Below are 25,673 nucleotides of genomic sequence, written 5' to 3'. Positions count from 1 at the left end.
GACGGTCTAATGCAACTGATGATCGCTAGAACGATGGTTTACCGGGAAGCCGGTAGGTCTCCCGCGCTACGGGAAGGAGTCAGTGCTAAGTGTGACCGGGCGCTCATCCTTTTGGGGAGGCTCTGTTTTTTTTCCTGACAGAAAGTATGACTTTAAGAGCACGGCACGGGCGTCCGTCATACAACGCCGCACCGTCGGCGCTTATCCTCTCTTATGCATAATGGCCGCCTGCGCCTCAGTAATATTGACGGCTGCAAGGAACGCGCCAGTAATTTTCCTATTGTTGATAAGCTTCTGGATGTTAGCTTACCTTCTTGTGTTGAGTCAAAATCGAAAATAGGCAGGTGACTTATGGTTGTGTATGCCGAAAACACTTGTGATGGTACTTTGGCCGGGTGGCTAAGCTTTACCGCAACGTTAAAGAGTATCGACAAAAGCTACAAGCACTCTATCAGACAGGAGATTCTCGACTCGTGGGTGCGGTGTCGCCAAGCCAGGGTTAATCCTAACGATGATGGCGTTCATCACCAGCTGGACCAATACAGTCTTAGGGCGGTATTGCGGGAAAACCAGGAACTTATTACCATTGCTAAACCGTTTATGGATAACTTATACCAGATTGTTGCCGGTTCCGGCTTTGTGGTTGTTCTGACAGATATACGCGGTTACATTATGGAAATACTTGGCGATAAAGATACATTAAAGAACCCCATGACGGTGAGTTTTTTTCAAGGGGCAAACTGGAGTGAAAAGGAAGCAGGCACGAATGCCATCGGTACGGCTCTGGTTACCAGAAAGCCGATTCAGGTATCCGGTTCGGAGCATTACTGCCGGAAGCATCATTGTCTGACCTGCTCGGCAGCACCTATTCTTGATGAAAAGGGGAAAGTATTAGGAATCCTGGACGTTTCCGGGAAATCAACTGCGGCTCATCTCCATACCTTGGGGATGGTGGTGGCGGCAGCTGAGGCTATTATGGCCCAGCTTGCCATCAGGAGAAAAAATAACGAATTACGTGTAATGAACAGTCGCCTGACAAATATTTTTAATACAATGTCTGACGGCGTAATTATGATTGATAATAATGGCGTTATCAGCGAACTGAATCCTGTTGCCAAAAAAATACTCGGTTTTGGGCCAGCCAAGTTTGAGACCAAGCAGCCGCTGCAAGTAGAAAGTATCTTTGGCGCCCAAAGCACAATTATCAGAAGAATAATAACCTGCAAGGAATCCTGTGCAGACATTGAAATCATGCTGGATACCAACTGTGGGCTGAGTCATTATCTGGCAACCGGTGAACCTGTTGCTGATGAGCAGGGCGTGGTGACAGGCGGGGTTATTATTCTGCGGCCGATGAAACAAATTCAGAATTTAGTAAACCGGTTTAGCGGACACTATGGAACCTTGAAATTTAGTGATATTATCGGTGAGAGCAAAGCCATCCTGGAAGCTGTCCGGATAGCCTCTCTTGCCGCGACCTGTATATCCAGTGTGCTGCTCCAGGGTGAAAGCGGTACCGGTAAAGAAATATTTGCACAGGCTATCCATAATCGCAGTGACCGTTCTGCCGGACCCTTCATTGCGGTAAATTGCGGGGCAATCCCACGGGAACTGATTGGCAGTGAACTATTCGGTTATGAAGACGGAGCCTTTACCGGGGCCAAACGCGGGGGGAAACCGGGCAAATTTGAACTGGCCTGCGGCGGAACACTGTTTTTGGATGAAATTGGTGACATGCCGTTAGAGCAGCAGGTAGCGCTCTTGCGGGTATTGCAGGAACGCAAAGTAAACCGGATTGGTTCGGATAAGGTAATACCTGTTGATGTCAGGGTGATTTGTGCCACCAACAAAAGCCTATTAAAAGAAGTGGAGAAAGGCACTTTCCGCAAAGACCTGTATTATCGATTGAATGTAATCGCCATCACAATACCGCCGCTCAGAGAACGCTCGGAGGATATTGTGCCGCTCTTTAATTATTTCCTCGACAGGCTGGATAAGCATGGGCGGAACTTCCGGGTGAGTCCGGCGGTAATTGAGCGGATTGTGAAATACGATTGGCCGGGAAATGTGCGCGAGCTTCAAAATGTGGTGGAGCGGATCGTCAGTCTGACAGAAGGAGAAATGGTAAATTTAATTAATTTGCCCAAAGAAATCTGTACCTGGCAACCGGCTAACCCGGCTAGCCCAAATCCGGATAATGGCAATGGATTTTATCCTGCCCGGCATGTGGTGGAAGTATGCCGCGGCCGGGAGGGGCGGCGTTTCCTGCTGGAGGAGAATGAAAGGCAGGAAATTCTTTCCCTGCTGTCCGCCCATAGAGGAAATGTGAGTTTGACGGCGCGTACGATGGGAGTTTCGCGCAATACCCTGTACAGGAAAATGAAACAATATGCGATATACAATTAAATATAAAAAGTGTCACTTTGGTGTGACACTTTTGTGTGACACTTGTGAACATATTTAGGTACATGTAACAAAATCGTAAAGAACCAGCTGCCCGAAAAGCAGCTGGTTCTTTACTTTTATGGGACATTTTCCCATTGGTATAAATCTTGCAATGAATAATAGTACATACATAGTCAGGCAGCAAAGACGGCTACTTATCCAGATTGTATTAGCTAAGGAGGATGGACGATGAAAGTAGTTCCCGTATACCAGGCAGAAGGCATGGTCCTTTGCCATGATGTTACTGAAATTATTCCGGGAAAACGCAAGGGAAAGGCCTTCAAGAAAGGACATGTAATTCGACGGGACGATATACCCAGATTGCTGACTATTGGCAAAGAAAATATTTATGTCTGGGAAGTAAATGAGCAAACCCTGCACGAAAATGATGCCGCGCTCAGATTTGCGCAGGCAATAGCCGGTCCGGGTTTGTCACTGGCCGAGGCTTCTGAGGGGAAAGTTGAAATAACAGCCAGTATTCGCGGCTTGCTAAAAATAAATGGCGAAGCACTGGAACGGATTAATGATATTGATCAAGTGGCAGCAGCTACCTTACATTCAAATCAAATAGTAGATGCCGGGAAAAAGGTGGCAGGCTGCAAAATTATTCCTTTGGTGATTGGCCATGAGAAGCTTAAGCAAATTGAGCAGATCGGTATTGACTGTTATCCGGTAGTGGAAGTCAAACCCTTACAGGCTTGCAAGGTGGGGGTGGTGACTACCGGCAGTGAAGTTTATCATGGCCGGATTACAGATTGTTTTGGTCCGGTGCTGACAGATAAGTTTGAACGGTTGGGAAGTTCTGTTTTGCGTCAAGTGTTTGTACCTGATGATATTTCGATGATATCCAAGGCCATTCACCGTTTGCTGGCAGAGGGGGCGGAGATGATTGTCACTACAGGCGGCATGTCTGTTGACCCTGATGATGTAACCCCATCCGGTATCCGGGCGGCAGGAGGCCAGATTGTTGCGTACGGTGCACCTACTTTACCTGGTGCCATGTTTATGCTGGCTTATTTCGGAACCGTGCCGGTTTTGGGTTTGCCTGGCTGTGTGATGTATCACAAAAGCACAATATTTGACTTGGTGGTTCCCCGCCTGTTAGCAGGTGAAGTACTGTCCCGAAAGGATATCGTAAGGCTCGGGCATGGCGGGTTGTGCCTGGTGTGTGAAGAATGCCGTTATCCTGAATGCGGCTTTGGCAAGGGAAGCTAATTTTATTTTGGGCGTATTTCGGGGAGGAGCAAATCCCCTGAAATATAGATTATTCAATAAGAAGGAGACGAGAAAAGCAAATGCAAAAAAAAGTGCTGAATATCAATGGTTTGCCAAGAACCCTGATCGTTGACCTTGAAGCCAGTCTGGCCAGTGTGCTCAGGGAACAACTACTGCTGACAGGTTGTAAAGTCGGCTGTAATCAAGGTCAATGCGGAACTTGCTCGATCATCATGGATGGCAGAGTGGTACGGTCCTGTGTTATGAAAATGAAGAGAGTTCCTGACGAAGCCAATATCACCACAATTGAAGGTTTGGCTACACCTGCCAATCTTCATCCGCTGCAGGTTGCCTGGATGGCTTACGGGTGCGCCCAATGCGGGTTCTGCAGCCCTGGCTTTATTTTGTCGGCCAAGGTTTTACTTGACGAAAACCAGAACCCATCAAGAGAAGAGATTCGCGACTGGTTCCAGAAGCACCGCAACGCTTGCCGCTGCACCGGTTATAAGCCGCTGGTCGATGCCGTTATGGCAGCCGCTAAGGTTATTCGTGGTGAAATGCGGAAAGAAGATCTGTTGTACCAGCCTGTAGGCAACAAGATTTATGGCACTACCTATCATCGTCCGTCTGCCCTGCAGAAAGTCACCGGAACCTGGGATTTTGGTGCCGATGTTGCCCTGCAGATGCCTGCCGGAACGCTGCGATTAGCGCTTGTTCAGGCAGAAGTATCTCATGCAAATATTAAAGGCATTGATACTACGGAAGCCGAAAAAATGCCTGGTGTTTACAAGGTTGTTACCCACAAGGATGTCAAAGGCAAAAACCGTATCACCGGCCTGATTACCTTCCCGACCAATAAAGGTGACGGCTGGGATCGCCCCATTTTGTGCGACGAGAAAGTATTCCAATATGGTGATGCAATTGCCATAGTTTGTGCCGATACTGAAGAACATGCCAGAGAAGCCGTCAAAAAGGTCAAGGTTGATCTGGAAGTATTGCCGGCCTATATGAGTGCGCCGGCAGCCATGGCACCTGATGCTATCGATATTCATCCCGGCGTGCCCAATACTTACTTTGAGCAAGGGGTTGTCAAAGGTGAGGACACCAAACCCATTATGCAGGACCCTGAGGTTGTGACAGTAGAAGTTGATACTTACTGCAGCCGTCAGCCTCATCTGGTGCTGGAACCTGACTGCGGCTGCGCCTATTATGATGAAGAAGGGCGCCTGACCGTTCATTCCAAGAGTATCGCGCTGCATTTGCACCATGCGATGATTTGCCCCGGTATTGGTATTGAGCCGGAAAAACTCCGTCTGGTCGCCAACCCCACAGGCGCAACTTTTGGCTATAAGTTCAGCCCGACAAATGAAGCGTTGCTGGCTGTTGCTTGTATGGCTACAGGCAAACCGGTATCCCTGAACTTCAATATGTACCAAATGATTACTTATACCGGTAAACGCTCACCTGTCTTTATGAAATGCAAGCTGGCTGCCGACAAAACAGGCAAACTGCTGGCTATGGAAACAGACTGGGCAATGGATCATGGTCCCTACAGCGAGTTCGGTGATCTGGCAACTCTGCGTCAAGCCCAGTTTACCGGTGCCGGCTACGAGATTCCCAATATTCGCGGCAAAGGACGCACCGTATGCACTAACCATGCATGGGGTTCTGCTTTCCGCGCTTACGGTTCCCCGCAGGCCTTCCTGGCTTCGGAAATTGCCATGGACGAATTGGCAGAGAAACTCGGCATGGATCCGCTGGAATTGCGCTTTAAGAATATTTATCGTCCTGGTGCCACTACGCCGACACAGCAGGTACCGGAAGTATTCTGCTTTGAGAGTATGTTCAACACCCTCCGGCCGCTTTGGGAAGAAGCCAAAAAGCGTTGCCAGGAGCTCTCCACACCTGAGAAAAAACGCGGTGTAGGCCTGTCACTGGGTATCTACGGTTGCGGGCTTGACGGTCCTGACGGTTCGGTGGCCTGGATAGAACTGAACAAAGATGGCACCATTAGTGTCGGTTCCTCCTGGCAAGACCATGGCCAGGGCGCAGACCTTGCCGCTTTAACCCATGCTCATGAAACCCTGCGGCAAATGGGTATCACCCCGGAACAAATCAAACTTGTGATGAATGATATGGCCTTTACTCCGGCCAGCGGCCCGTCTGGCGGCAGCCGGCAAAATGTAATGACAGGCAATGCCATTCGTGTTGGCTGCGAAATGCTGGTCAATGCCATGCGTAAGCCTGACGGCACCTATCGCACTTATGACGAAATGGTTGCCGAAAATATTCCGCTTCGCTATGACGGCAAATGGGCGGCCTCAATGTGTACTGACTGCAATCCTGATACTGCCAAAGGTGATCCGTTTGCAGTATACATGTATGAAGTATTTATGCCAGAGGTCGAAGTGGACATGAAGACAGGTAAAGCCAGAGTGGTCAAGTTTACGACTGTTGCCGATATTGGCACACTTACCAATAAGGCGACTACCGACGGACAAATTTATGGTGGTTTGGCACAAGGCATCGGTCTGGCTTTGACCGAGGACTTCGAAGATCTGCAAAAGCATACTAATTTGGTGGCTTGTGGCTTCCCCTTCATCCAGGATATTCCTGATGACATAGACATCATCTATAATATCTCACCGCGTAAGCATGGCCCGTATGGTGCCGCCGGGGTGGGCGAAGGCCCGCTTACTGCTCCGCATCCTGCTGTTCTTAACGCCATTTATAATGCTTGCGGCGTACGGGTTTATGCAGTACCGGCACTGCCCGAAAAAATTAAAGCAGGTCTGGAAGCATTGGCTGCCAAGGAACAAGCGGCCGGCAGCAAATAAACGACCAAGCAATAGTGTTTTTCTAAAACGGACTGGAAAGCCGCGAGGTACTAGGCTTTCCGTTCGTTTTAGAATTTCTCCATACCTGGGAGAGGATGGTTCAATATGGATCAAAAAGTATTGCGTCAACGGGAAGCGAAGTGTGTACAGGAAAGTCCGCCCGGCTGTACTGCCAGATGTCCTGTTCATGTCGATGTCCGGGGTGTGGCTAAGGCTGTACGCCAGGAAGATTACACGGCAGGCTTCGCTTTGTTTCACAGAATGATTCCTTTTCCCGGAATTATCAGCAGGATTTGCGATCAGCCCTGTCGGCAGGGGTGCAAGCGTAACGAACTTGACGAGCCAATTTTTATCAGAGCGTTAGAACAGGTTTGTGTGGACAATAACAGCACAATACCCAAGGTTTTATTGCCACCGGCCAAAAAACAGAAAGTGGCCATTGTGGGTGCCGGTCTGAGTGGTTTGACGGTGGCTGTTGAGCTTGGACGCAAGGGCTACCAGGTGGTCATTTTTGAAGCGACAGATCGCCTGGGAGGAAGTATCTGGGATATCCCCGCCGAACGGCTGCCCCGGGAAGTGATTCATGCTGATTTTTGCATCCTCGGGAAATTTCCCTTTACGCTTCACTATACTACGCGTATTGTAGCTTTACATAGTATCTATGACGATTTTGATGCCATCTATTTGGGCGCAGGGGCAGGGCAAATACCTGCTGCAGACTTCGGTCTTGCTTTGGACGGGGACGGCAGAATTGAAGTTGATGCGGTCTCTTTGGCAACAAGTGACAGCAAGGTATTTGCCGGTGGTAGTCTGCGCCGTGCATGCGGGGATTCATCACCCATTGCCTCGGTTGCCGATGGTAAGATTGCCGCCATTTCAATTGACAGACTGTTTCAAAAGGCATCCCTTACGGCTAACCGGGAGAATGAGGGACCCTTTGATACTTTGCTTTATACCAATATTAAAGGAATAGAGCCTGAACCGATGGTGCTGCCAGCCCATTCTGCCGGCGGTTATACCAGGGAGGAAGCCGGCCGGGAAGCCAATCGCTGTTTGTTATGCGAATGCCTGGAATGTGTAAAGGCGTGTGAGTATCTGGCTCACTACCGGGGGTATCCCAAACGGTATGTGCGTGAAGTATACAATAATTTATCCATTGTTATGGGAATCCATCATGCCAATAAAATGATTAACTCCTGCAGTCTGTGCGGTCTTTGTGAAGAAATTTGCCCGGGTAATTTGAACATGGGTGAAGTTTGCCAGCAAGCGCGGCAAATGATGGTGGAGAAAGGGAAGATGCCCCCGTCAGCTCATGATTTTGCCTTACGGGATATGCGGTTTAGCAGTAGTGAAAAATTTGCGCTTACCAGGCATCAGCCAGGGTATGCGGCAAGTGAACTGGTGTTTTATCCCGGCTGCCAGTTAGCGGCCTCATCACCGCAGTATGTACAGCAGATGTATAAGTTTTTATGCGAAAGGCTGGACGGCGGCGTCGGGTTAATGTTGGGTTGTTGCGGGGCACCGGCCAGTTGGGCCGGCCAAGAAGGGCTATTTGAGGAAACTATGCAAAGCCTGGAAAATAACTGGCGTGTCTTGGGAAGTCCCAGGATCATAGCCGGTTGTCCGACCTGTTATAGCTTATTTAACCAGCATTTGCCGGATAGGCCGGCAGAAAGTCTGTGGACTTTATTAGAGCGCATTGGTTTGCCTGAGCCAGTCCGGCTGCAGGATACTCCGCAAACCTTGGCCATCCATGACAGCTGTACCACCAGATATGATACAGCACTTCAGGGCAGTGTGCGAACACTTTTGGGCCGGTTAGGATATTCATGGGAAGAATTGCCTTTTAGCCGTGAACAGACTAACTGCTGCGGCTATGGGGGTCTGATGCTTTATGCCAATAAGGAGGTTGCGCATAAGGTGATAGACAGGCGGATTAAAGAAAGTGAACTGGATTATCTCGCCTACTGTGCCATGTGCCGGGATAATTTTGCCGGTCAGGGAAAACGTACCTACCATCTTCTGGATCTCATTTTGGGAAATGGTCAGGAAGACCTGGCCGCACAAACGGGTCCCGGCTATTCAGAACGTCAGGACAACCGGGCTAAATTAAAACAAACCCTGCTGCGGGAGGTTTGGGGGGAAAAGGTGGAGGCAACACCGGCAATGGTTAAGGTTATTATTCCGCAAGCTGTGCTTGCGGTTATGGAAGAACGGAGGATTCTTGTCGAGGACGTGACTAGGGTGATTGAGCATGCAGAAGGTACCGGCAGTAAACTCCAGCATGGCGGAAACGGCCATTATATAGCGTATTTTCAACCGGCCAGTGTGACCTATTGGGTAGAATATTCACCGCAAGGGGACAGCTTTGTTGTCCATAATGCTTATTGCCACCGATTGGAAATTACGGGATAGTGGAGGAACTATGAGTAAACCGACAGAACAGCAGCCGGTCAATATTATTTGTGTTACCTGCGGCATCAGCCTGACCCTGGGGAAAGTAACCCTGTCATATCTTGGCAGCAGTTTTCCGGTTGAATTATACAAGTGTTCTCAATGTGGCCTGGTGTACATTCCGGAGGATCTGGCCAATGGCAAGATGCAGCAGGTGGAAGCGGCACTGGAGGATAAATGATGCTGCATCCGGGCGGGATTACGTTGACAAAACAGGTTGTTGGCTATTGTGCCTTTGCTCCCGGCGCCAAGGTGCTTGATGTTGGCTGCGGCACCGGTATGACTGTGGAATATTTACATACTGCCTGTCGGTTGGCGGCCGTCGGGGTGGATGTATCACTAGTCCGGCTGGCGCAGGGGAGAAAGCGGGCGCCGGATTTGCCGCTCATCCAGGCCGCAGGTGAAAGTTTGCCTTTTGCCGACGCTTCCTTTGCGGGAGTGATCGCCGAGTGCAGTTTGTCAGTTATGCAGGACGCCGCCGCAGTGCTGGTTGAAATTAGCCGGATTTTGGTGCCTGGAGGAAAACTGGCGATAACCGATGTGTACTTACCGGCTTCCACTGCGACAGCCGGGTATATGAATGATAAACAATTAAAAAAGATGCTGGCGGAAAACGGATTCCGTATTATTATCTGGGAGGACTGTTCTGCCTTTTTGCGGGAGTTTGTTGCCGGCTACATTATGGAACATGGCTCGGCGGCAGAGCTTTGGCCGTGCACGATAACCCCAAAAACGAAAGTAGGATATTTTTTACTGGTGGCTGAAAAATGGAAAGCGAAAGGATGAATTGCTTTGGAGAACAAAACCTGTCCACGCTGTAGTAAAGAAATAACTGAAAATGATCCCTTGTACCAGTGCTGCCGGTGTTTTAGCATTTATTGCAAGAACTGTGAGGATACCAATGAGGGGCGGAGCTGTCCGCAATGCAGGATGGGGTCCCGTTTGATACTTTCAGGAGTTAAATAAGAAGCTTTTGGAGGCTCGGGAATGGAAAAAGAAATTTTGCTGGAAAAAATTGAGGCCGACTGGATTACTATCGAAGTGATTGATAAAACCACAGGAAAAACATTTCGACGCAATTTACCGGTGAGATATCTGGAAACCGATAATGGCGTTGCCTTATTTGGCGAAACACTGGAAGGAAAGCCGGCGCAAATACATTTTTTGTCTGAGGCCGCCCTTGCTAAAATTAATGATTTGACCGGTAAAGGACCTGACTGTGCCCGCTGTGACTAAAAGGAGGAGTTGGATGAGCTTTCATGAGCTGCAGGCGGCGATGGATAACGGGAATGCAGCAGATATCCTTACAGTTATTGACAGTACCTCAGGCTCCCCCAGCCCAATCGGGCAAATGATCATTATTCAGGCCGACGGAACGGTGTCAGGGCAGCTAGAGACATTGGTTATGGAAAATATATTACATATAGTGCAAACAACGGTGTGGACTAAGCCGGTAACCATTTCTGTTGAGGATGGGCTTGGCAATACCTACCGGCTGTTTTGGGATAGAATGGTAAAGAAGTTTAGTGCCATCGTATTTGGCGGCGGGCATATCAGCCAACCATTGGTTCAAATTCTTTCACTAATGGGTTTTGAAGTAACAGTTATTGATGACCGTCCGGAATTTGCCAATACCGCCAGATTTCCCGGAGCGTACCGGGTAATTTGTCAGAAGTTTCAACTTGTCGTGAAAGAATTGACTGTGGACAATGAAACGGCTGTTATCATTGTAACTCGCGGCCACCGCTATGACATGGACTGCCTGCGCGCTGTTATGGGCAGCGATGCCCGGTATTTGGGCATGATTGGCAGTCGGAAACGCATAAGGGAAATTATTACGCTCATAAAGGAGGAAGGAGCGCCGGCAGATCTGGAAACACGGCTGCGTGCGCCCATTGGTCTTGACCTTAAAGCCGAAACTCCTGCGGAAATAGCACTGAGTATTGCGGCCGAAGTAGTGTCCGTTTTTCGCAATGGGTCTGGTCGCCCGCTGAGTGAGTATAAGGAGGCGTTCTAATGGATCGGTCATTGCTCAAGTATATTTGTGAATGCCGGCAGCGGGGGGAGAAAGCCGCTTTGGTAACCATTGTGGAAACGCGTGGCTCGACTCCGCGTAAAGCAGGCAGTAGCATGCTGGTTTTTCCTGATGGCAGGTCTTTGGGCACAATTGGCGGTGGCTGCGGGGAAGCGGAGGTTAGGCGTCAGGCGCTAACCGCACTTGACGACAGCCGGTCTCAATTGCATACGGTGAGGATGTTAAATGATGCAGCAGCCGATGAAGGGATGGTTTGCGGGGGAATTATGGAGGTGTTTATTCAGGTTTTATAGCTGTGCGGCAAGCACGGACGGGAGGAAGGTGGAGAATATGACAGATGCTTTCATAAAGTTGGTTGAGTTGTCACAGGCGGGTTTTTACTGCAGCCAGATCTTGCTGATTATCGGGCTGGAAGCGCAGGGCAAGGAAAATCCCGATATTGTGCGGGCTATGTCAGGATTAAACGGCGGCATTGGCTTTTGTGGAAAAACCTGCGGCGTTTTGACTGGCGGGGCCTGTCTGATCGGTCTCTATGCCGGCAAGGGAGTAGCCGAAGAAATGGAAGACAGCCGTCTCAATGATATGATCAGAGAGTTTGCCGGGTGGTTTGAAGAAAAGGTATACTCCCAGTATGGCGGAATCGACTGCCATACCATCCTGGAGAATGATCCCATGAACCGGATGACGCGATGTCCGCAGCTTGTTTTAGATGCTCTTGCCAAAGTCGAAGAGATTCTGGCCGCCAATGGCTATAGCCTTTCAGGCCGTTTGGAGTATTAGTAGTCTGCCAAGTCTAAAGCCGTAGGATTTAGGGCTTGGTGGACTACTAGGTAACCAGGTGCAGCGTTAGGAGGAGGGTGGCATGAAAAAACTCTACAAGAATTTAATTCAATTGCTTTCGTCCGGTGAAAATGTTGTTTTGGCTACAATTTTCCATAGCGCCGGGTCGGCTCCGCGTTCGGCAGGAGCCAAGATGATTATCCGCGCAGATGGTTCCATTATCGGTACGGTTGGCGGCGGACGGCTGGAAGCCGAGACCATCGAACTGGCAAAACAAGTTCGGGACAACCGGCGCTCGCTGATCCAGCCCTTTGATTTAACAGGCTCAGATGCTGCCGGAGCGGGGATGATCTGCGGCGGGTCAGGGGAAATTCTGCTTGAGTATATTGCGGCGGCGAATGGCGACAATCAGCAGATTTATGAAGCTGTCCTTTCCACCATGGATAAAGCGCAAAAAGCGTGGCTGATAACAGAATTAACCGAGCAGCCGGCGACCGGACCTGAACGGCAGCAGTGCCTTGTGAGACAGGATGGCAGTGTTGTCGGCAATTTCCAATGCGAGCCGGAATTTATGGAAAAGCTTTCTGGCGGACCGGCCAAAATTTCTATTCATGCCGATGCCAGAGATGGGCGGAGTTTTATGGTCGAGCCTATCCGGACTACCGGAGTGGTGTATCTTTTCGGGGCAGGTCATGTTTCACAGCAGATTGCCAGGTTAACCGATATGGTGGGCTTTGCTACTGTAGTTATTGATGACCGGCCGGATTTTGCCAACAGGGAACGGTTCCCCCTGTGCGAAATTGTTGTTGTTGATAATTTTGCCTGTGTGTCAGACTTTCCCATAAACCAGGACAGCTATCTGGTTATTGTGACCAGAGGCCATCTGCATGACAGTGTTGTGCTGGAACAAGCTTTGCAGACTGAGGCTGTGTACATTGGCATGATTGGCAGCAAAAAGAAGCGGGCGGATTTATTTGCTTTGCTGCAAACAAAAGGTTTCAGTCCGGCAAAGCTGGCGCAGGTCCATTCACCGATTGGCATTGAGATTTATGCCGAAACGCCGGCAGAGATAGCTGTAAGCATTGTGGCCGAATTAATTAAAGTTAGAGCGGAGCGGGAAAAATGTGCCGCCCAGGGTTAGTAGGCTTAATCGTAGCAGCCGGTTATTCCTCACGGATGGGGGCGTTCAAGCCGCTGCTGCCCTTAGGGGACAAAACCGTAATTGAAGCGGCTGTAGACAGTTTGCGGCTGGGGGGAGTTACCGATATCCGGGTAATTGTCGGGCACCGGGCGGAGGAATTATATCCCGTATTGGCAGGGTTACAGGTTGGTATTATCGAAAATCCACGGTATGCCGAGGGCATGTTTTCTTCCATTGTTACAGGGCTGAGCACTTTTGCCCGGGAAGCAGAGGCCTTTTTCCTGCTGCCTGGCGATACGCCGCTGATACGAAGACGCAGCATTAAAGACATGGTTCGGCTGTACCATAAGACAGGGGCAGCCGTGGTATATCCGGTTTTTAACGGCGAGAGAGGTCATCCGCCGCTTATCAGTTCCAGATGTTTTGCCAGTATCCTTAGTGGGGAAGGGACTGGCGGGCTTCGCCGTATTTTGGCTTACTTTGACGCCGACAGCGTGGAAGTTGAACTGGCGGATCAGGGTGTATTGCTTGATATTGATACCCTGGAGGACTATAAAGAGCTGACTCAGTTTTATGTTCGCCGGCATATACCGACATATAGTGAATGTCTCAGCATATTATATAAATATCAGGTTAGTGATAAAGTGGCGTGTCATGGGCGCGCCGTTGCCGCTGTTGCCCGCCGGCTGGCCGAGCTGCTGAACGGGGCCGGACTGAATCTGAATATTGAACTGGTGGTTGCCGGAGGCTTGCTGCATGACCTGGCTAAAAGTAAACCCAATCACTCCAAACGGGGAGAGCGGGTTGTCAGGAGTATGGGTTTTTCCCGTGTTGGCGGCATTATCGCATCTCACATGGATTTGGAACTGGCGGCAGATTATGTCATTGATGAGGCGGCAGTCGTGTTTCTTGCCGACAAGTTAGTCCAGGGCGACAAACTGGTATCTCTGACCGAGCGGTTTAGGCTGGCACTAGACAAGTTTGCCGCCAGTCCTGAAATAGTCGATTCCGTGTTGCGCAGAAGGCGGACGGCGGAAGCTATCTGGGACCGGGCCGCCAGTCTGGTGGGAACAGGCAGCCTGGAGGAGATAATGGTATTATAATGGGGGGCGAAGTTTATGATGCCAGTATACTTAAATAATGCTGCGACTTCCTGGCCTAAGGCACCACAAGTAGGGGGAACGGTGGCAGCCTATATCAGTGGCTTGCCCCACCATGCAGGGCGTTCCGGCTTTGCCGGGCCGGATGTTCCCGGAGCATGCCGCAATTTGCTGGCCGGTTTGCTCCAAGTGAAAGATTCAAACCGGATTGTATTCAGCCCTAATGCCACTCATGCTTTAAATATCGCTTTGCATGGCATACGCTGGCGGACAGGTGCCGTGGTGGTGACCACGGTGGCGGAACATAATTCGGTATTGCGTCCGCTGTATTATCTGTCTAAGTCCAGGGGAATAGCCGTCCAACTGGTACCGGTTGATAAGATGGGGCGGGTGAACCCGGAGGAGTGGGAAGCCGCCTTACAAAAGCACAAACCGCAGGCAGTTGTTTTTACCCATGCTTCCAATGTTACCGGCGCGGTAAATGATGCGGCTTTGCTTACCCGGATGGCCAAACAGGCGGGGGCGATTACGCTTATGGACGCATCGCAAAGTCTGGGGATTGTACCTGTTTTGCCCGAAGCCTGGGGTATTGATCTGGTAGCCTTTACCGGGCATAAGTATTTATTAGGTCCGACCGGTACGGGAGGATTATATATAGCCCCGGATGTAGACCTTGAGCCTGTGTGGGTGGGCGGAACGGGAATCCAAAGCGACCTTGAGGAAATGCCGGTAAGCATGCCTATCCGTTTCGAAGCCGGCACCCCGAATGACCCGGCATTTGCCGGACTGTCCACCGCTCTGGCCTGGGGCCTTGAGCATGTGCTTGAGGACAACAATATTTTACACAAGACGGAGCGGCTGGCTGCAGGACTTGCCGAACTGGGAGCCGACGTTATTTTGGTGGAGCCGCCGAGAACTCCTGTTATTTCTTTTACTTTGAAGGATTGGCCGGTAGAGGATGTCGGCGAATTATTATATCAGGGTTTTAAAATCGTCTGCCGTACCGGCCTTCACTGTGCGCCCAAAATTCATGCCTATTTGGGTACTGCCCCGGCGGGAACGGTGCGATTCAGTTTATCCCGTTTTACTACAGACCGGGAAATTGAATACTGCCTTACGGCTATAGGTGAATTGATGCATGAAACAGTATGAATGCAGGAAGGTAGAAAACTGTTTCAGTGGTGCCAATATTTATGAATATCGCCTGAGGATTAAAGCAGATGAAGGGTTTCTTGAGAACTTTACCAGTGTTGCTTCCCTCAAATATTACAAGAATTTTCCCCGGCCCTGTTTTCAAGCCACCCTGTCGGATGGTACAACGCTCAAAGGCGTAATTGCTGATTCGGTGATCAGAGTGAGTTTTCCTGACAATCAGCCGCACAGCAGCAAAGACAATTTTGAGATATTGCTGGAAACTCTGCTTAAGCAGCAGGCGGATGGTAGGGAGAGATAGCGCAGTTATGGAGCATAGCAATAGCAAGGAAAAAGAAATTCTGCTTTCGGCAACCCAAAGTGTATGTCCCGAATGCCTGAAGCGGATTCCGGCCAAGCGGGTAGCAAAAGGGAAGCAGGTATTTTTGCAAAAACACTGTCCGGAACATGGCGAATACCAGGTCTGTGTGTGGGAGGGGGAACCGGGCTATCAGGACTGGGCGCAGGCCCAAATCCCCTCTGCGCCCGCCGTATGTGCAACCGAGGCAGTCAACGGGTGTCCCTTTGACTGCGGTTTATGTCCGGAGCATCGTCAGCAGACTTGCTGCGTGCTGTTGGAAGTCACCAATCAATGCAATCTGCACTGTCCGGTTTGTTTTGCTGCAGCTTCGCCGGCAGATAAAGCAGAGCCTGAGCTGGCGATTATTGAGGAGTGGTACCGGATGCTCATGGACAGCGGCGGCCCGTATAATATCCAGTTGTCAGGCGGTGAGCCCACCGTACGGGACGATTTGCCGGAGATTATTTCCCTGGGGAAAAAATTAGGCTTGGTTTTTTTTCAGGTCAATACTAATGGCCTGCGGCTGGCAGCTGATGAACAATATGTCGGCAGATTGAAAGCGGCAGGTCTTAACTGTGTTTTTCTGCAATTTGACGGAATGGATGACAGTGTCTACCTCAAGCTGCGGGGGAAACCGCTATTGGAGGTCAAGAAAAAAGCCATTGAGGTTTGTGCTGCTCATGATATTGGGGTTGTGCTTGTTCCCACTCTGGTACCGGGGATAAACGATGGTCAGATTGGCGCTATCCTACGGTTTGCTATAAGCAAAATGCCGGTTGTCCGGGGCGTTCATTTTCAGCCGGTAAGCTATTTTGGCAGATACCCGCAAGAACCGCAAGCTACCGACCGGATAACTCTTCCCCAGGTGATTCGCGAGATTGAGAACCAGACAGACGGACAAATGAAAACAGCCCATTTCCGTCCGCCGGGTGGTGAGCATGCCCATTGCTCTTTTCATGGAAACTTTGTTTTAATGCCTGACGGGTATATAAAGCCGCTGGTGCAAGCAGCGACGGGCGGCTGCTGTTGTCAGGCCAAGCCTGTAACCGAAGGGGCGAAACGTGCCAGGCAGTTTGTTGCCAGGCAATGGTCTGCTCCCCGAAAAACGGGAATTCATCATAAAGAACAGGCAGAAGCTCAGTCCGCTGTTGGCGATGTGGCCAGCCTTGACGAGTTTTTGGAACAGGTGAACACCTATACGCTGGCTGTGTCAGGTATGGCGTTTCAGGATGCCTGGACCTTGGATTTAGACCGCTTAAAACAATGCTTTATTCATGTGGTTGGCCCTGATAACCGGCTGATTCCTTTTTGCGCCTATAATCTCACTAACCGGCAGGGCCAGGCTCTGTACCGGAGAAATTTATGACCGCCGGCCTGATGGTAACGCCGTTAGACGGCTGGATAGCAGGCAGGACAGGAGCCGCAGGCGGATGCATGACCAGGGCGGAACTGGAGGCTTACCAGCTGGCACGGTTAAATGCAACAATCGCACAGGTGCGGCATATGAGCTCTTTTTACCGCCGGCATTTTGCGGCAATGGGGGCTAATGGTCTTACCTGCCTGGAAGAGCTTGCCGACTATCCTTTGACTACCCCTGCTGACGTTATGGAATACGCCGGTGAGATGATCTGCGGTTCCCAGGGCGATATCAGCCGGGTGGTGACGCTGACGACTTCAGGCACTACCGGGAAGCCCAAAAGGCTTTATTTTACGAGCGCTGACCAAAAGCTCACCATTGATTTTTTTGGATGCGGCATGTCCACCTTAGTGGGGCCGGGGGACAAGACGATGATTTTGCTGCCAGGCGAACGCCCGGGCAGTGTAGGCGAGCTGTTGTTCCAGGGATTGCTTGGTATTGGTGCCCGGCCTGCTGCCTATGGCCTTGTGCAAAATCTGGACGATGCTGTCCGGACGATGTGCAGGGAAGAGGCAGTCTGCCTTGTTGGTGTTCCGGTACAAATTTTGGCTATGGCCCGCTATTGGGAAAACTGGGGAAAAAACAGTTGGGCGCCAAAGTGCGCGCTGTTAAGTACTGACTATGTTTCTGCCGCCATTGTGAGTGAACTCAGGCGAATCTGGGATTGTGAAGTATATGAACACTATGGCATGACGGAAATGGGGCTGGGCGGTGGGCTGGAATGCGCCGCCCATGAGGGGTATCATTTGCGGGAAGCCGATCTGTATTTTGAAATTATTAATCCGGCTTCAGCCCGCCCCTGCCCTGACGGTGAATATGGCGAAGTGGTTTTTACCACCCTGACACGGCAGGGAATGCCGTTTATCCGTTACCGGACAGGGGATATTTCCCGGTTTATCGTTGAACCATGTCCCTGCGGCAGCAGGCTGCGGCGTTTGGAACGGGTTTACAGCCGGCAGGCTGGGCGGGTATATTTCGGGCAAGGCAGGCCGGTTACCATGGCTGAGCTTGATGAAGTGCTTTTCACACTGCCCGGGGTCGTCGATTTTACGGCAACCCTCATTACCGCCGGTCAGGCTGCTGAGCTAACGCTTGCTGCCGAGGTACTGCCAGAGGCATTACCCTTGGACAAGTCGGCAATCTTATGCGCTGTCCGGCAACTACCGGCCATTCGAATAGCAGAGCAGGAGGGCAGGCTGGCCCTGACAGCAGAGGTTGCCTGCCGGCTATCGCTGGCTCCGGGTAAAAGAAGTATCCGTATAGTTGACCAGACGGGAAAGGAGGCTCAAAGTGCCGGGTAACAAGCGGGAAAGGCTTATTTATTTGCTGCGCCACGGAAAAATCGCCATAGAACCAAATGAGCGGCGATACATAGGACAAATCGATATTCCCCTGTCAGACGAAGGTGTGTGTCAGGCTCACCGGCTGCAAGAAAAACTTGCCGGCAACGACATTGCGGCCGTTTTTTGCAGTGATCTGAAACGTTCTGTCCATACTGCCAGCATTATTGCGGCAAAGCTGGAATTGCAGGTGCAAAGCAGGCGCGAACTGCGGGAAATTAGCATGGGGGACTGGGAGGGGAAACCCTTTCGGGAAATTGCCCAAACCTATCCTGAAGAATATGTCAGGCGGGGCAATGATATCATTAATTACCGTATCCCCGGCGCTGAAAGCTTTGCCGAATGCAAGTTCCGGATTCTTGCCGCCTTCACGGACATCGTGAAGGTCACAGACGGAAACCTGCTGATTGTCGGCCATGCCGGCACCAACCGGCTGCTCTTATGCCATATCCTTGGCATGCCGCTGGAAAATCTTTTCCGCATCTCGCAGGACTATGGCTGTGTCAATATCCTGGCAGGCAACTCCGGTCAGTATCGTGTCAAGCTGCTGAACGGCCTAAGCTAAGATAAAACAGGAACGGTTCCAGCGTATCCTTTCTTTGGATACGCTGGAACCGTTCCTGTTTTATATATATTATTCACTTATGTTTAGTGTCATAGGGACGGAGTTGCTGATACCTTGCTGTTCAGGGAAACCCGTCTTCAGTTAAACTTAAACACTTTTATGTCGATTTCGATAACCTGTCCCCCTGACATTAGCTCACGCCTATTATTTTTTAAAGAATTGGATTGGAGCGGATAGCACTTGTTCAAATTTAGTTTGCGCTTCGGGCTCAATTGAATAATCAATTTTCGCAGGGTCGTAAAATACACGTTCTGCCATATTGTTTGTCATTTCGAGAAAGAGGTAATACCATTTATCACCATCGCCAAAATGGTTATCTTCAACAAGTTTATCAAGGATTAAACAGCTTGTCCGCACAACAATATCTCTGATAGCATAAAACGCTTTTAGGCATTTAATAAAATTAGCGGGATTTTCAATATAACAAAAACATTGGTAAAGATTGGGGAAAACAATATCTCTTAGGTAGAAAATCTTCTGTAATATAATATTTTCTTTCTCTTTATCAGAGCAATGCAATAATAAATTCACCTCATTTATCGTCCCATAAAGTCTTAGGCTTTTTTCAAATCTGTAAAGATTTATTCCATAATACTCTTTACATTTACATATTCCAGACAAAATATGTTTGTTAAGCGCTAAGTAGTCTGCATATCTTATTTTTTTTATTTTTGATGCAAATCTCTTAAATGCTTCGTTTATCGCCTCCTGAGAATAATTATCATAAGGTTGCGCGAGTGCCTTTTCTATCTCGTTATTTAAATTGCCGATCCTTTTAAACACTTTTGCCAATTTTTCATCTGTTAATTCTCTGTTATCAAACTCTTTTTTTAAAAGATTATTAAACCTCAACTCGTAAGTAGACGCAAGTTCATATGCTGAATCCAATGGAATTGCTGACCATTCAGAACGTTTATTATAGGAACCTTTTTTTGAAAATAACCTCTGTTTCATTTTTCTAATGTTTACTTTTTCGCGATCTCCAATAACAGGCTTGAACGTAACCCCGGTATCTCTTTTAGGTTTGTAATATTCTTCTAAAGCATTTTGAATTGATAACCCGTCTTTACGTTTAGTTGTATTAATAAAACTACATAGTGTAGTAAATAAACACGCGTCTAACATATGCTGATAAAATAAGGAATCTAAATAGGAATTTATGTATTGACCAGAACTATTTTTTCTCTCATCTCCAATATCAAAAAAGTGGGGACATAATTTTAAAAATGAATCTTTGTCAAAGAATTTATATTCATCGTTGCTCGCTATTACAATCTCATAGATTTCTTTGATAACAACTATAAGCAGGCTCTCTTTGTTTAATTTGCTGGCAAACTTAAATTTAGCAATATCCTTCTCATTGAAGTTGCGCAATAGATTAAAAAGGTTTTGGGTTGTTTCTTCCAACTCCTGTATTTTAGAGAAGAAGCGGTCTTGTAATGGATCAAATTCCTTTGGAAAACAGCTAGTTTTTCCATAAAAATTGTTTTCTCTTTTTATAAACTCGTTAAACCAACGCATATTTGAAATCATATCCACAACTTCCTTAAAGTAATTTTAAATGCAATACAAAAAGAATTTCAAAAATGTCACACCTTCTAAAATGCGATATGATAATTTATTAATAATAGGAAAATCGGAAGCATTATTATATATTTTACCATTTTGTTCCGGATAAATATAAGGAGGAAAACTTTATGAAAAATAAATTTAAAAAATTGGATTGCCCCCAATGTCACGGCGCATGCGTTGTCCGATGCCCCCTGTCACCAATTGGCCTTACCTTATGTGAACCCGATTGCCCAAAATGCAGAGGAGAGGCGCAAATAAAGTGCCCCTGGTGTGGCGGCAAGGGCTTCGTCAAAATTCCAAAATAATTTTACTCAGCATTCCTTAATTGTTAATATTTACAAAAAAAAGCTTCTATTAACAGATCAAATTGGATTTTAAAGTTAATAATTTAAATAACAACTGAAAATTTAACGAGGGGTGTGTATCCATGAAAAATGCCAAGTATTACATCAGTTGTGCGGTGACGCTTACGTGCCAAGGTGACAAAAAATATGCGCGTTACCTAGACGAAGAGCCAGATCGTGATAAGGACAATGAACACTACCAGGTCGCACAGTGGAAATACAAAAAGGCTAAGGAGATGTTAAAAAAACTAGACAACGAGTTCAATATATCGTTAAAACATGGGGCTCTAAAAAAATTAATCAAAAAAGCGCGGGAAAATGGAAAAAAAGAATTCTCGGAAATTCAAAAATATGTAAAAAACAAATTAAAAGAAAATGGGATGTTTTAAACATCCCACTTTTTCGCTTATGCATTTGGCATTAACCCTTGTGACCATGGAAATAGGAAAATCCAGAATATCCCCTTGACTTGGAGGGGGCTCATTAACTATCCTTTTGCGAGGACTCATTTTTTTGCGCCTTTTTCTGCTCTTCTTGCTCTTTTTTTAACGCTTCAAGTCCTAAACGGATAAGCTCTGCTGTTGCTTCTGAGCGTGTTTGAAAGCGGCGTTCAAAGCGAAAGTCTTCTATTTGTTTGAACATATCAGTATCTACAGATACGGTATAACGTGGCTTGTCAGTAGCCATATTTATCACCTCACTTATGATTATACACCAGTGAACCAATGGTGTAAAGATTAGTTCTTTTTTAAAAAAACGTTGACAATGAATCAGTGAACCACTAAAATAAAACAGTAAGGTTCAGTGAATCACTGCACCGAAAAAGGAGTGAGAACATGGTTGCGAATTTGAAACGTTTTACAGTTTCCATTAATCAGGATATGGAAGTGGATTTAAATAAAGCCAAAAAAGAGACATATTACAAAGAAACCCAGAGTGAAATGATCAGAGACTTAATCAATCGCGGTCTTGCTTCTTTAAAAGAAGCGAAAGACAGCAATCGTAACAAAAGCGTATAGATAGTTTCCATCCTATAAACTGATTTTTAAAAAGAGTACAGGCAGCCCCCAAAAATATTTTTCAATCCAGTAATACGGATACCCTAAATATATGGGAGACGTGCATTGTGCAGGAAGCATACAATACATACTTACGCAGGAATTTATTTTTCATAAAGAAAGGATGCTGTAACTTGCAAAAAAAGATTCGCAAAAGGTTACTCAAAAAACTCGTTGTGTCCGTAGGGCTGGTCTGTAGTCTATGGGCTGCATCCTTAGCCGGCATGACGCCGGCTGAGGCGAGTGAAACACCGGCCATCCAAACCGTCATGGTCAATGACATCACCTATTCAGGCAATAGCAAGCTGTCGAACATGCAAATCGCCTGGCTGCTGCCGGAACTCAAAACAGGCAGTGTCAATGTTGCCGCTTTGTCACGGCAGATTCAACTGGTCAATGACAGCGGGGCAGCCAATCTGGCGGTAAAGTTTGTTGTCGACAAATCCGGTCAAACGACTGCAGTGGTTACGGTCAAGGAAGTAAAGACCGAGCATTTCTTATTTCGTACTGACAATACCGGTAACGACTATACCGGTGATTACCGTACATCGTTGACCTATGTCAATACCAATACCAGCAATCGTGCCGATACGCTTGGCATCGCCTATGTTACCTCACCCAATCATGTGAGCGATGTTACCCAGGCGGCTTTATTTTACCGGCAAACTCTGCCCAAGGCGGGTGACAGCCTGTATTTTTCCTATAGTTACTCGGATGTGGACATGGGACAAATCGCCAGCTTCGGCGCTCTGAGTATGAACGCGACCGGTAAAGGTCACGCCTACGGCCTGCATTATCAGCATAATTTAAATTACGGTGTCAACAAAAGAAACTGGCTGGATTTTGGCGTTGACTATAAAGATTACAACAACGCCCAAAACTTTGCCATCAATGGAACCCCTATTTTTAAGCAAGGGACAGACTTCACGGTTACTATGCTGGGACTGACCTATGGCGGCAGTGTCCGCGATACCGCCAAAGTGACCAGTTATAGCCTGGGCTATGTTATCAATTTGAGCGGCGACGAGGACAAATACAATAACTACCGGACAGGCAGCGACAAAAGCTTTGGTATTTTAAAAGCCGGCATCAGCCACCAATACAAAATGGGCCGCGACTGGCTGGGAAGTTTCCGACTGAATGGGCAATATACCCGCGACAACCTTGTTACTACCGAGCAATTGGGAGCCGGCGGCATGTATAGTGTTCGCGGCTTTGATGAACGGGCCATCAGCGCCGATAACGGCTATATTGCCAATATCGAATTCTACAGCCCGGAAGTTGCCAAAGGCCAGCGGTTTGTCATTTTTAGTGACATGGGTCACCTCTATAACAATCAGGCCAATATCGGCGAACTTAAAAACGACACTATTGCTTCCGTAGGCGTAGGTTATCGCTATACCGATAGTGTAGACGGCTGGAGCGGTTCGCTCGATTATGCGCATGTCGTCGATGACATTGAAAACAGAAACGACCAGGATAGCGGTAAATGGCATGTCAGCCTCAGTAAAAAATTCTAGTGAAGGAGTGAATAGCCATGAAGCTACAACGAAAAATTAAACGTAACATCAAACGTGCTCTGACGGGAGCAGCGTTGGCGGCCATGCTGATAACAGCTCCGGCCTTTGCATTGCCGCAAAATCCTAATGTCGTAGTGGGTAACGGTCAGATTACCATTGGCGATGGCGCGGGCGGCATTCTCAATATCGGCGTCAATGCCAACGGCGTGATTGACTGGAACAGTTTCAGTATTGCCAGTGGGGAAACGGTGAACTTTAACTTTGCCAACCAACTGGCGGTCTTAAATCGGGTAACCGGTACTGAAATGTCCCAACTCCTTGGCACTCTTAACGGTACCGGCGGCAGTGTTTTCCTGGTCAACCCTAACGGAGTGCTGGTGGGAGCAGGGGCGACCATCAATGCCAGCAACTTAGTGCTGTCGACACTGGATGTCGGTAATGATAAGTTTATGAAATGGGCTAACGGAGAAGTCGATACAGTAAGCTTTGCCAAAAGAGAACAGGATGCCATAGCCAAATCGGTTACGGTTGAAGGCGGTGCTTTCAGTATCGAGCAAAATCTTGATTTAATTGGCGGCAGTGTCAGCATTGCGCCGGGAGTTTCTATAGCAATAGATGGTGAAGTCTACTTGCTGGCCGGCGACAAGGTTGACAGAGCTTCCGATCAGGTTCTTTCGGTGGCTAGCCAGAAAGACAATTTAGTGAGTGTTAAGGGCAGCTTAGAAGCTGAAGGCGTTTGGGCACAGGGCGGAAATGTCAGTGTGGAAAATGCGGCAATGAAGGGAGAATGGGTCGATCTAATTGCCGCCAAGCAATATACGGTGGGTGATACTAGTGACCGTATATCTGCCACTTCAGACAATAAACTTAGTGTTATAAATAGTCAGATAACCATCGATGGAGATGAGAATGAATCGGCTATGCTGATTGGCGGTCAGATTGTTATGAATGGTAGTGATATCAGTATTGATGAAGGTCATCATGTAGGTATTATTGCGGCGAACCAGATACAGTCAAATTATGCAAGTGAGAGTACGGGTGAGCCACCACCTTACTTTAGGGGGGGCGATATTACAGCCGATTCGACTAATACCATTACCTTGAATGAGGTATCGATTACTAATGTTCAGGATGGGCCGATATTCATTCTGGGTGGCAAGGTCGATATAACAGGCACTTCTGCTATCAAAGGCGGTGAAGTATTAATCGGTGCCGGCAGCAAACTGGGTGTGGAAGCGGATAGTGATGAAGGCACTGGGCAGTATTGGGACGAGTATTACTTCACTGATTATTTCAAAAGCGGTCTGGGAAATACGGTGAACTTAGGGCAAGGTACGACACTGGTCGCTAATGGCGAAGCAGCCATTTACGCCAATGCTGTTACCAATGCCGGAACGATTAACGCTCATGGCCATTATGGAATTAATATCAGAGCGGTTGATGAACGAAATTTTAATGAGGAAGGTAACATAGGTTATCAAATCTCTTCCAAAAACAATAAGGTCATTAATACCGGAACAATCTTTGCCGATCAGGCCAATTTTGATTCCGGTGCGGACCCGGAGTATGGCATAATCGGGATTGCTGCGAGCATCATTGATAATACCGGCACGATTGAGGCCCGCAGGCATCAGGATGCGCCTTGGACTGATAAGACCACAGGAGCTGCCGAACTTTTGGCGGTAGGTACAGTTACAGGCGTTGACCGTACTGACGAATCAATAAAAGTGGCTGAGCTGAACCGTGATCTGGATAATTACAAGTATAAGCTTGTTTGGCAAGGGGAAGGGGATATGGAAGCACCTGGGATCGTAGAAACGCTGTCGCTAAATGGCGGTGCAACCAACCCAACCATTGATGACATCCTAAACGGCAGTGGCAGCTTGGCAGACAAGCAACAGCAGATTATTGCCGTGGTACATACCATTAACGGCTTACCGGCCGACGAGCAACCTGCCGCTGTAGTAGGTGCCCTCCACTCCATCTTAGGGCAGGGCTCTTTGTCACAGAATGAAAAGGAATCCCTTCTTAGCAGTGTTGTTAATAGCTATGAAGGCACAGCCGCCGGCAGGACAGAAGCTAATAACCAAACCACTATCAACCAAGCCAGCACTGCCGGGGATACGAATAACCCTGCTCCTGCTTTCACTGATGGTGAGAGTGAAGGCAGCAATGTAGTATTTCAATAATCCAACAGAATAAGTAACATTTATAAAGAGTGAGTATTGTCAATACCTATGAGACTATCGCTCTACAAGGTCTGTGAAAGCACAAAAAATAGCAACCGGCAGTATGTGA

23 protein-coding genes are annotated in these 25,673 nt (G+C 48.2%); 21 read left to right on the top strand and 2 right to left on the bottom strand.

Translation table 11 applies throughout. From position 1 onward, the window contains the following. Positions 1 to 351 precede the first annotated feature (351 nt). The 17 genes from GT1_RS03500 to cobC all read left to right on the top strand — a co-directional run bounded on the left by GT1_RS03500 (position 352) and on the right by cobC (position 18,821). Positions 352 to 2,406: a sigma-54-dependent Fis family transcriptional regulator gene (locus tag GT1_RS03500; RefSeq protein WP_188397412.1), complete on the top strand. Its 2,055-nt coding sequence runs from the start codon at positions 352 to 354 to the stop codon at positions 2,404 to 2,406. Positions 2,407 to 2,634: 228 nt separating this feature from the next. Beyond that, positions 2,635 to 3,660: a molybdopterin-binding protein gene (locus GT1_RS03495; protein WP_188397410.1), complete on the top strand. Its 1,026-nt coding sequence runs from the start codon at positions 2,635 to 2,637 to the stop codon at positions 3,658 to 3,660. A gap of 80 nt (positions 3,661 to 3,740) precedes the next feature. Further along, positions 3,741 to 6,497 (top strand): molybdopterin-dependent aldehyde oxidoreductase, encoded by a 2,757-nt coding sequence (locus GT1_RS03490; protein WP_188397408.1) that lies wholly within the window; start codon positions 3,741 to 3,743, stop codon positions 6,495 to 6,497. 105 nt (positions 6,498 to 6,602) lie between these two features. After that, positions 6,603 to 8,912 (top strand): pyridine nucleotide-disulfide oxidoreductase/dicluster-binding protein, encoded by a 2,310-nt coding sequence (locus GT1_RS03485; protein ID WP_188397406.1) that lies wholly within the window; start codon positions 6,603 to 6,605, stop codon positions 8,910 to 8,912. A 10-nt stretch (positions 8,913 to 8,922) separates the two neighbouring features. After that, complete coding sequence (locus GT1_RS03480) at positions 8,923 to 9,132, top strand: DVU_1557 family redox protein (protein WP_075754238.1); 210 nt, start codon at positions 8,923 to 8,925, stop codon at positions 9,130 to 9,132. Next, positions 9,129 to 9,737: a DVU_1556 family methyltransferase gene (gene trsM / locus GT1_RS03475; protein WP_188397405.1), complete on the top strand. Its 609-nt coding sequence runs from the start codon at positions 9,129 to 9,131 to the stop codon at positions 9,735 to 9,737. Before GT1_RS03480 ends, trsM begins: the two co-directional genes overlap by 4 nt. A gap of 201 nt (positions 9,738 to 9,938) precedes the next feature. Continuing rightward, the gene (locus GT1_RS03470) at positions 9,939 to 10,187 is read left to right on the top strand and encodes a hypothetical protein (RefSeq protein ID WP_188397404.1); all 249 of its coding nucleotides are present in this window, start codon (positions 9,939 to 9,941) and stop codon (positions 10,185 to 10,187) included. Between the two features lie 13 nt (positions 10,188 to 10,200). Further along, positions 10,201 to 10,968: an XdhC family protein gene (locus tag GT1_RS03465; protein ID WP_188397403.1), complete on the top strand. Its 768-nt coding sequence runs from the start codon at positions 10,201 to 10,203 to the stop codon at positions 10,966 to 10,968. After that, complete coding sequence (locus GT1_RS03460) at positions 10,968 to 11,279, top strand: XdhC family protein (RefSeq protein ID WP_075754244.1); 312 nt, start codon at positions 10,968 to 10,970, stop codon at positions 11,277 to 11,279. Before GT1_RS03465 ends, GT1_RS03460 begins: the two co-directional genes overlap by 1 nt. Positions 11,280 to 11,316: 37 nt before the next feature. Beyond that, a complete protein-coding gene (locus GT1_RS03455) occupies positions 11,317 to 11,766 on the top strand; it encodes a DVU_1555 family C-GCAxxG-C-C protein (protein WP_075754246.1) in 450 nt (149 codons plus the stop codon). Positions 11,767 to 11,848: 82 nt separating this feature from the next. Then, positions 11,849 to 12,907 (top strand): XdhC family aldehyde oxidoreductase maturation factor, encoded by a 1,059-nt coding sequence (locus GT1_RS03450; RefSeq protein WP_188397402.1) that lies wholly within the window; start codon positions 11,849 to 11,851, stop codon positions 12,905 to 12,907. Next, a complete protein-coding gene (locus tag GT1_RS03445) occupies positions 12,889 to 14,010 on the top strand; it encodes a DVU_1551 family NTP transferase (protein ID WP_188397401.1) in 1,122 nt (373 codons plus the stop codon). The genes GT1_RS03450 and GT1_RS03445 overlap by 19 nt, the downstream gene beginning before the upstream one ends. 15 nt (positions 14,011 to 14,025) lie before the next feature. Beyond that, the gene (locus GT1_RS03440) at positions 14,026 to 15,159 is read left to right on the top strand and encodes an aminotransferase class V-fold PLP-dependent enzyme (protein WP_188397400.1); all 1,134 of its coding nucleotides are present in this window, start codon (positions 14,026 to 14,028) and stop codon (positions 15,157 to 15,159) included. After that, on the top strand, positions 15,146 to 15,460 hold the full coding sequence (locus GT1_RS03435; protein WP_188397397.1) for a hypothetical protein: 315 nt from the start codon (positions 15,146 to 15,148) through the stop codon (positions 15,458 to 15,460). The genes GT1_RS03440 and GT1_RS03435 overlap by 14 nt, the downstream gene beginning before the upstream one ends. Positions 15,461 to 15,467: 7 nt before the next feature. Continuing rightward, a complete protein-coding gene (trsS, locus tag GT1_RS03430) occupies positions 15,468 to 16,865 on the top strand; it encodes a radical SAM (seleno)protein TrsS (protein WP_188397395.1) in 1,398 nt (465 codons plus the stop codon). Continuing rightward, the gene (locus tag GT1_RS03425) at positions 16,862 to 18,217 is read left to right on the top strand and encodes a DVU_1553 family AMP-dependent CoA ligase (protein ID WP_223226025.1); all 1,356 of its coding nucleotides are present in this window, start codon (positions 16,862 to 16,864) and stop codon (positions 18,215 to 18,217) included. Before trsS ends, GT1_RS03425 begins: the two co-directional genes overlap by 4 nt. Then, the gene (gene cobC, locus GT1_RS03420) at positions 18,207 to 18,821 is read left to right on the top strand and encodes an alpha-ribazole phosphatase (protein ID WP_188397391.1); all 615 of its coding nucleotides are present in this window, start codon (positions 18,207 to 18,209) and stop codon (positions 18,819 to 18,821) included. The genes GT1_RS03425 and cobC overlap by 11 nt, the downstream gene beginning before the upstream one ends. A gap of 204 nt (positions 18,822 to 19,025) precedes the next feature. Here the strand turns inward: cobC and GT1_RS03415 are convergent, their stop codons facing one another. Beyond that, positions 19,026 to 20,414 (bottom strand): hypothetical protein, encoded by a 1,389-nt coding sequence (locus GT1_RS03415; RefSeq protein WP_188397389.1) that lies wholly within the window; start codon positions 20,412 to 20,414, stop codon positions 19,026 to 19,028. A 466-nt stretch (positions 20,415 to 20,880) separates the two neighbouring features. On the opposite strand from GT1_RS03415, the gene GT1_RS03410 reads away from it, so the two are divergent. Continuing rightward, positions 20,881 to 21,186: a hypothetical protein gene (locus GT1_RS03410; protein WP_188397387.1), complete on the top strand. Its 306-nt coding sequence runs from the start codon at positions 20,881 to 20,883 to the stop codon at positions 21,184 to 21,186. 94 nt (positions 21,187 to 21,280) lie between these two features. Here the strand turns inward: GT1_RS03410 and GT1_RS03405 are convergent, their stop codons facing one another. After that, complete coding sequence (locus GT1_RS03405; protein ID WP_188397385.1) at positions 21,281 to 21,484, bottom strand: ribbon-helix-helix domain-containing protein; 204 nt, start codon at positions 21,482 to 21,484, stop codon at positions 21,281 to 21,283. Between the two features lie 149 nt (positions 21,485 to 21,633). Here GT1_RS03405 and GT1_RS03400 point away from each other — a divergent pair, with 149 nt between their 5' ends. The 3 genes from GT1_RS03400 to GT1_RS03390 all read left to right on the top strand — a co-directional run bounded on the left by GT1_RS03400 (position 21,634) and on the right by GT1_RS03390 (position 25,564). After that, positions 21,634 to 21,816 (top strand): hypothetical protein, encoded by a 183-nt coding sequence (locus GT1_RS03400; RefSeq protein WP_188397383.1) that lies wholly within the window; start codon positions 21,634 to 21,636, stop codon positions 21,814 to 21,816. A gap of 173 nt (positions 21,817 to 21,989) precedes the next feature. Beyond that, positions 21,990 to 23,375 carry a ShlB/FhaC/HecB family hemolysin secretion/activation protein gene (locus GT1_RS03395; RefSeq protein ID WP_223226024.1) on the top strand — a complete coding sequence of 462 codons (1,386 nt, stop codon included), beginning with the start codon at positions 21,990 to 21,992 and terminating at the stop codon, positions 23,373 to 23,375. A 17-nt stretch (positions 23,376 to 23,392) separates the two neighbouring features. Further along, positions 23,393 to 25,564: a filamentous hemagglutinin N-terminal domain-containing protein gene (locus tag GT1_RS03390; protein ID WP_188397381.1), complete on the top strand. Its 2,172-nt coding sequence runs from the start codon at positions 23,393 to 23,395 to the stop codon at positions 25,562 to 25,564. Positions 25,565 to 25,673: the final 109 nt, after the last annotated feature.

This window comes from Sporomusa sp. GT1 (genome assembly GCF_014634905.1).
GTDB classification, from domain to species: Bacteria; Bacillota; Negativicutes; order Sporomusales; family Sporomusaceae; genus Sporomusa; species Sporomusa sphaeroides.
Note: the sequence above shows the minus strand (reverse complement) of the source record. Positions and strands in the feature narration are given on the sequence as shown.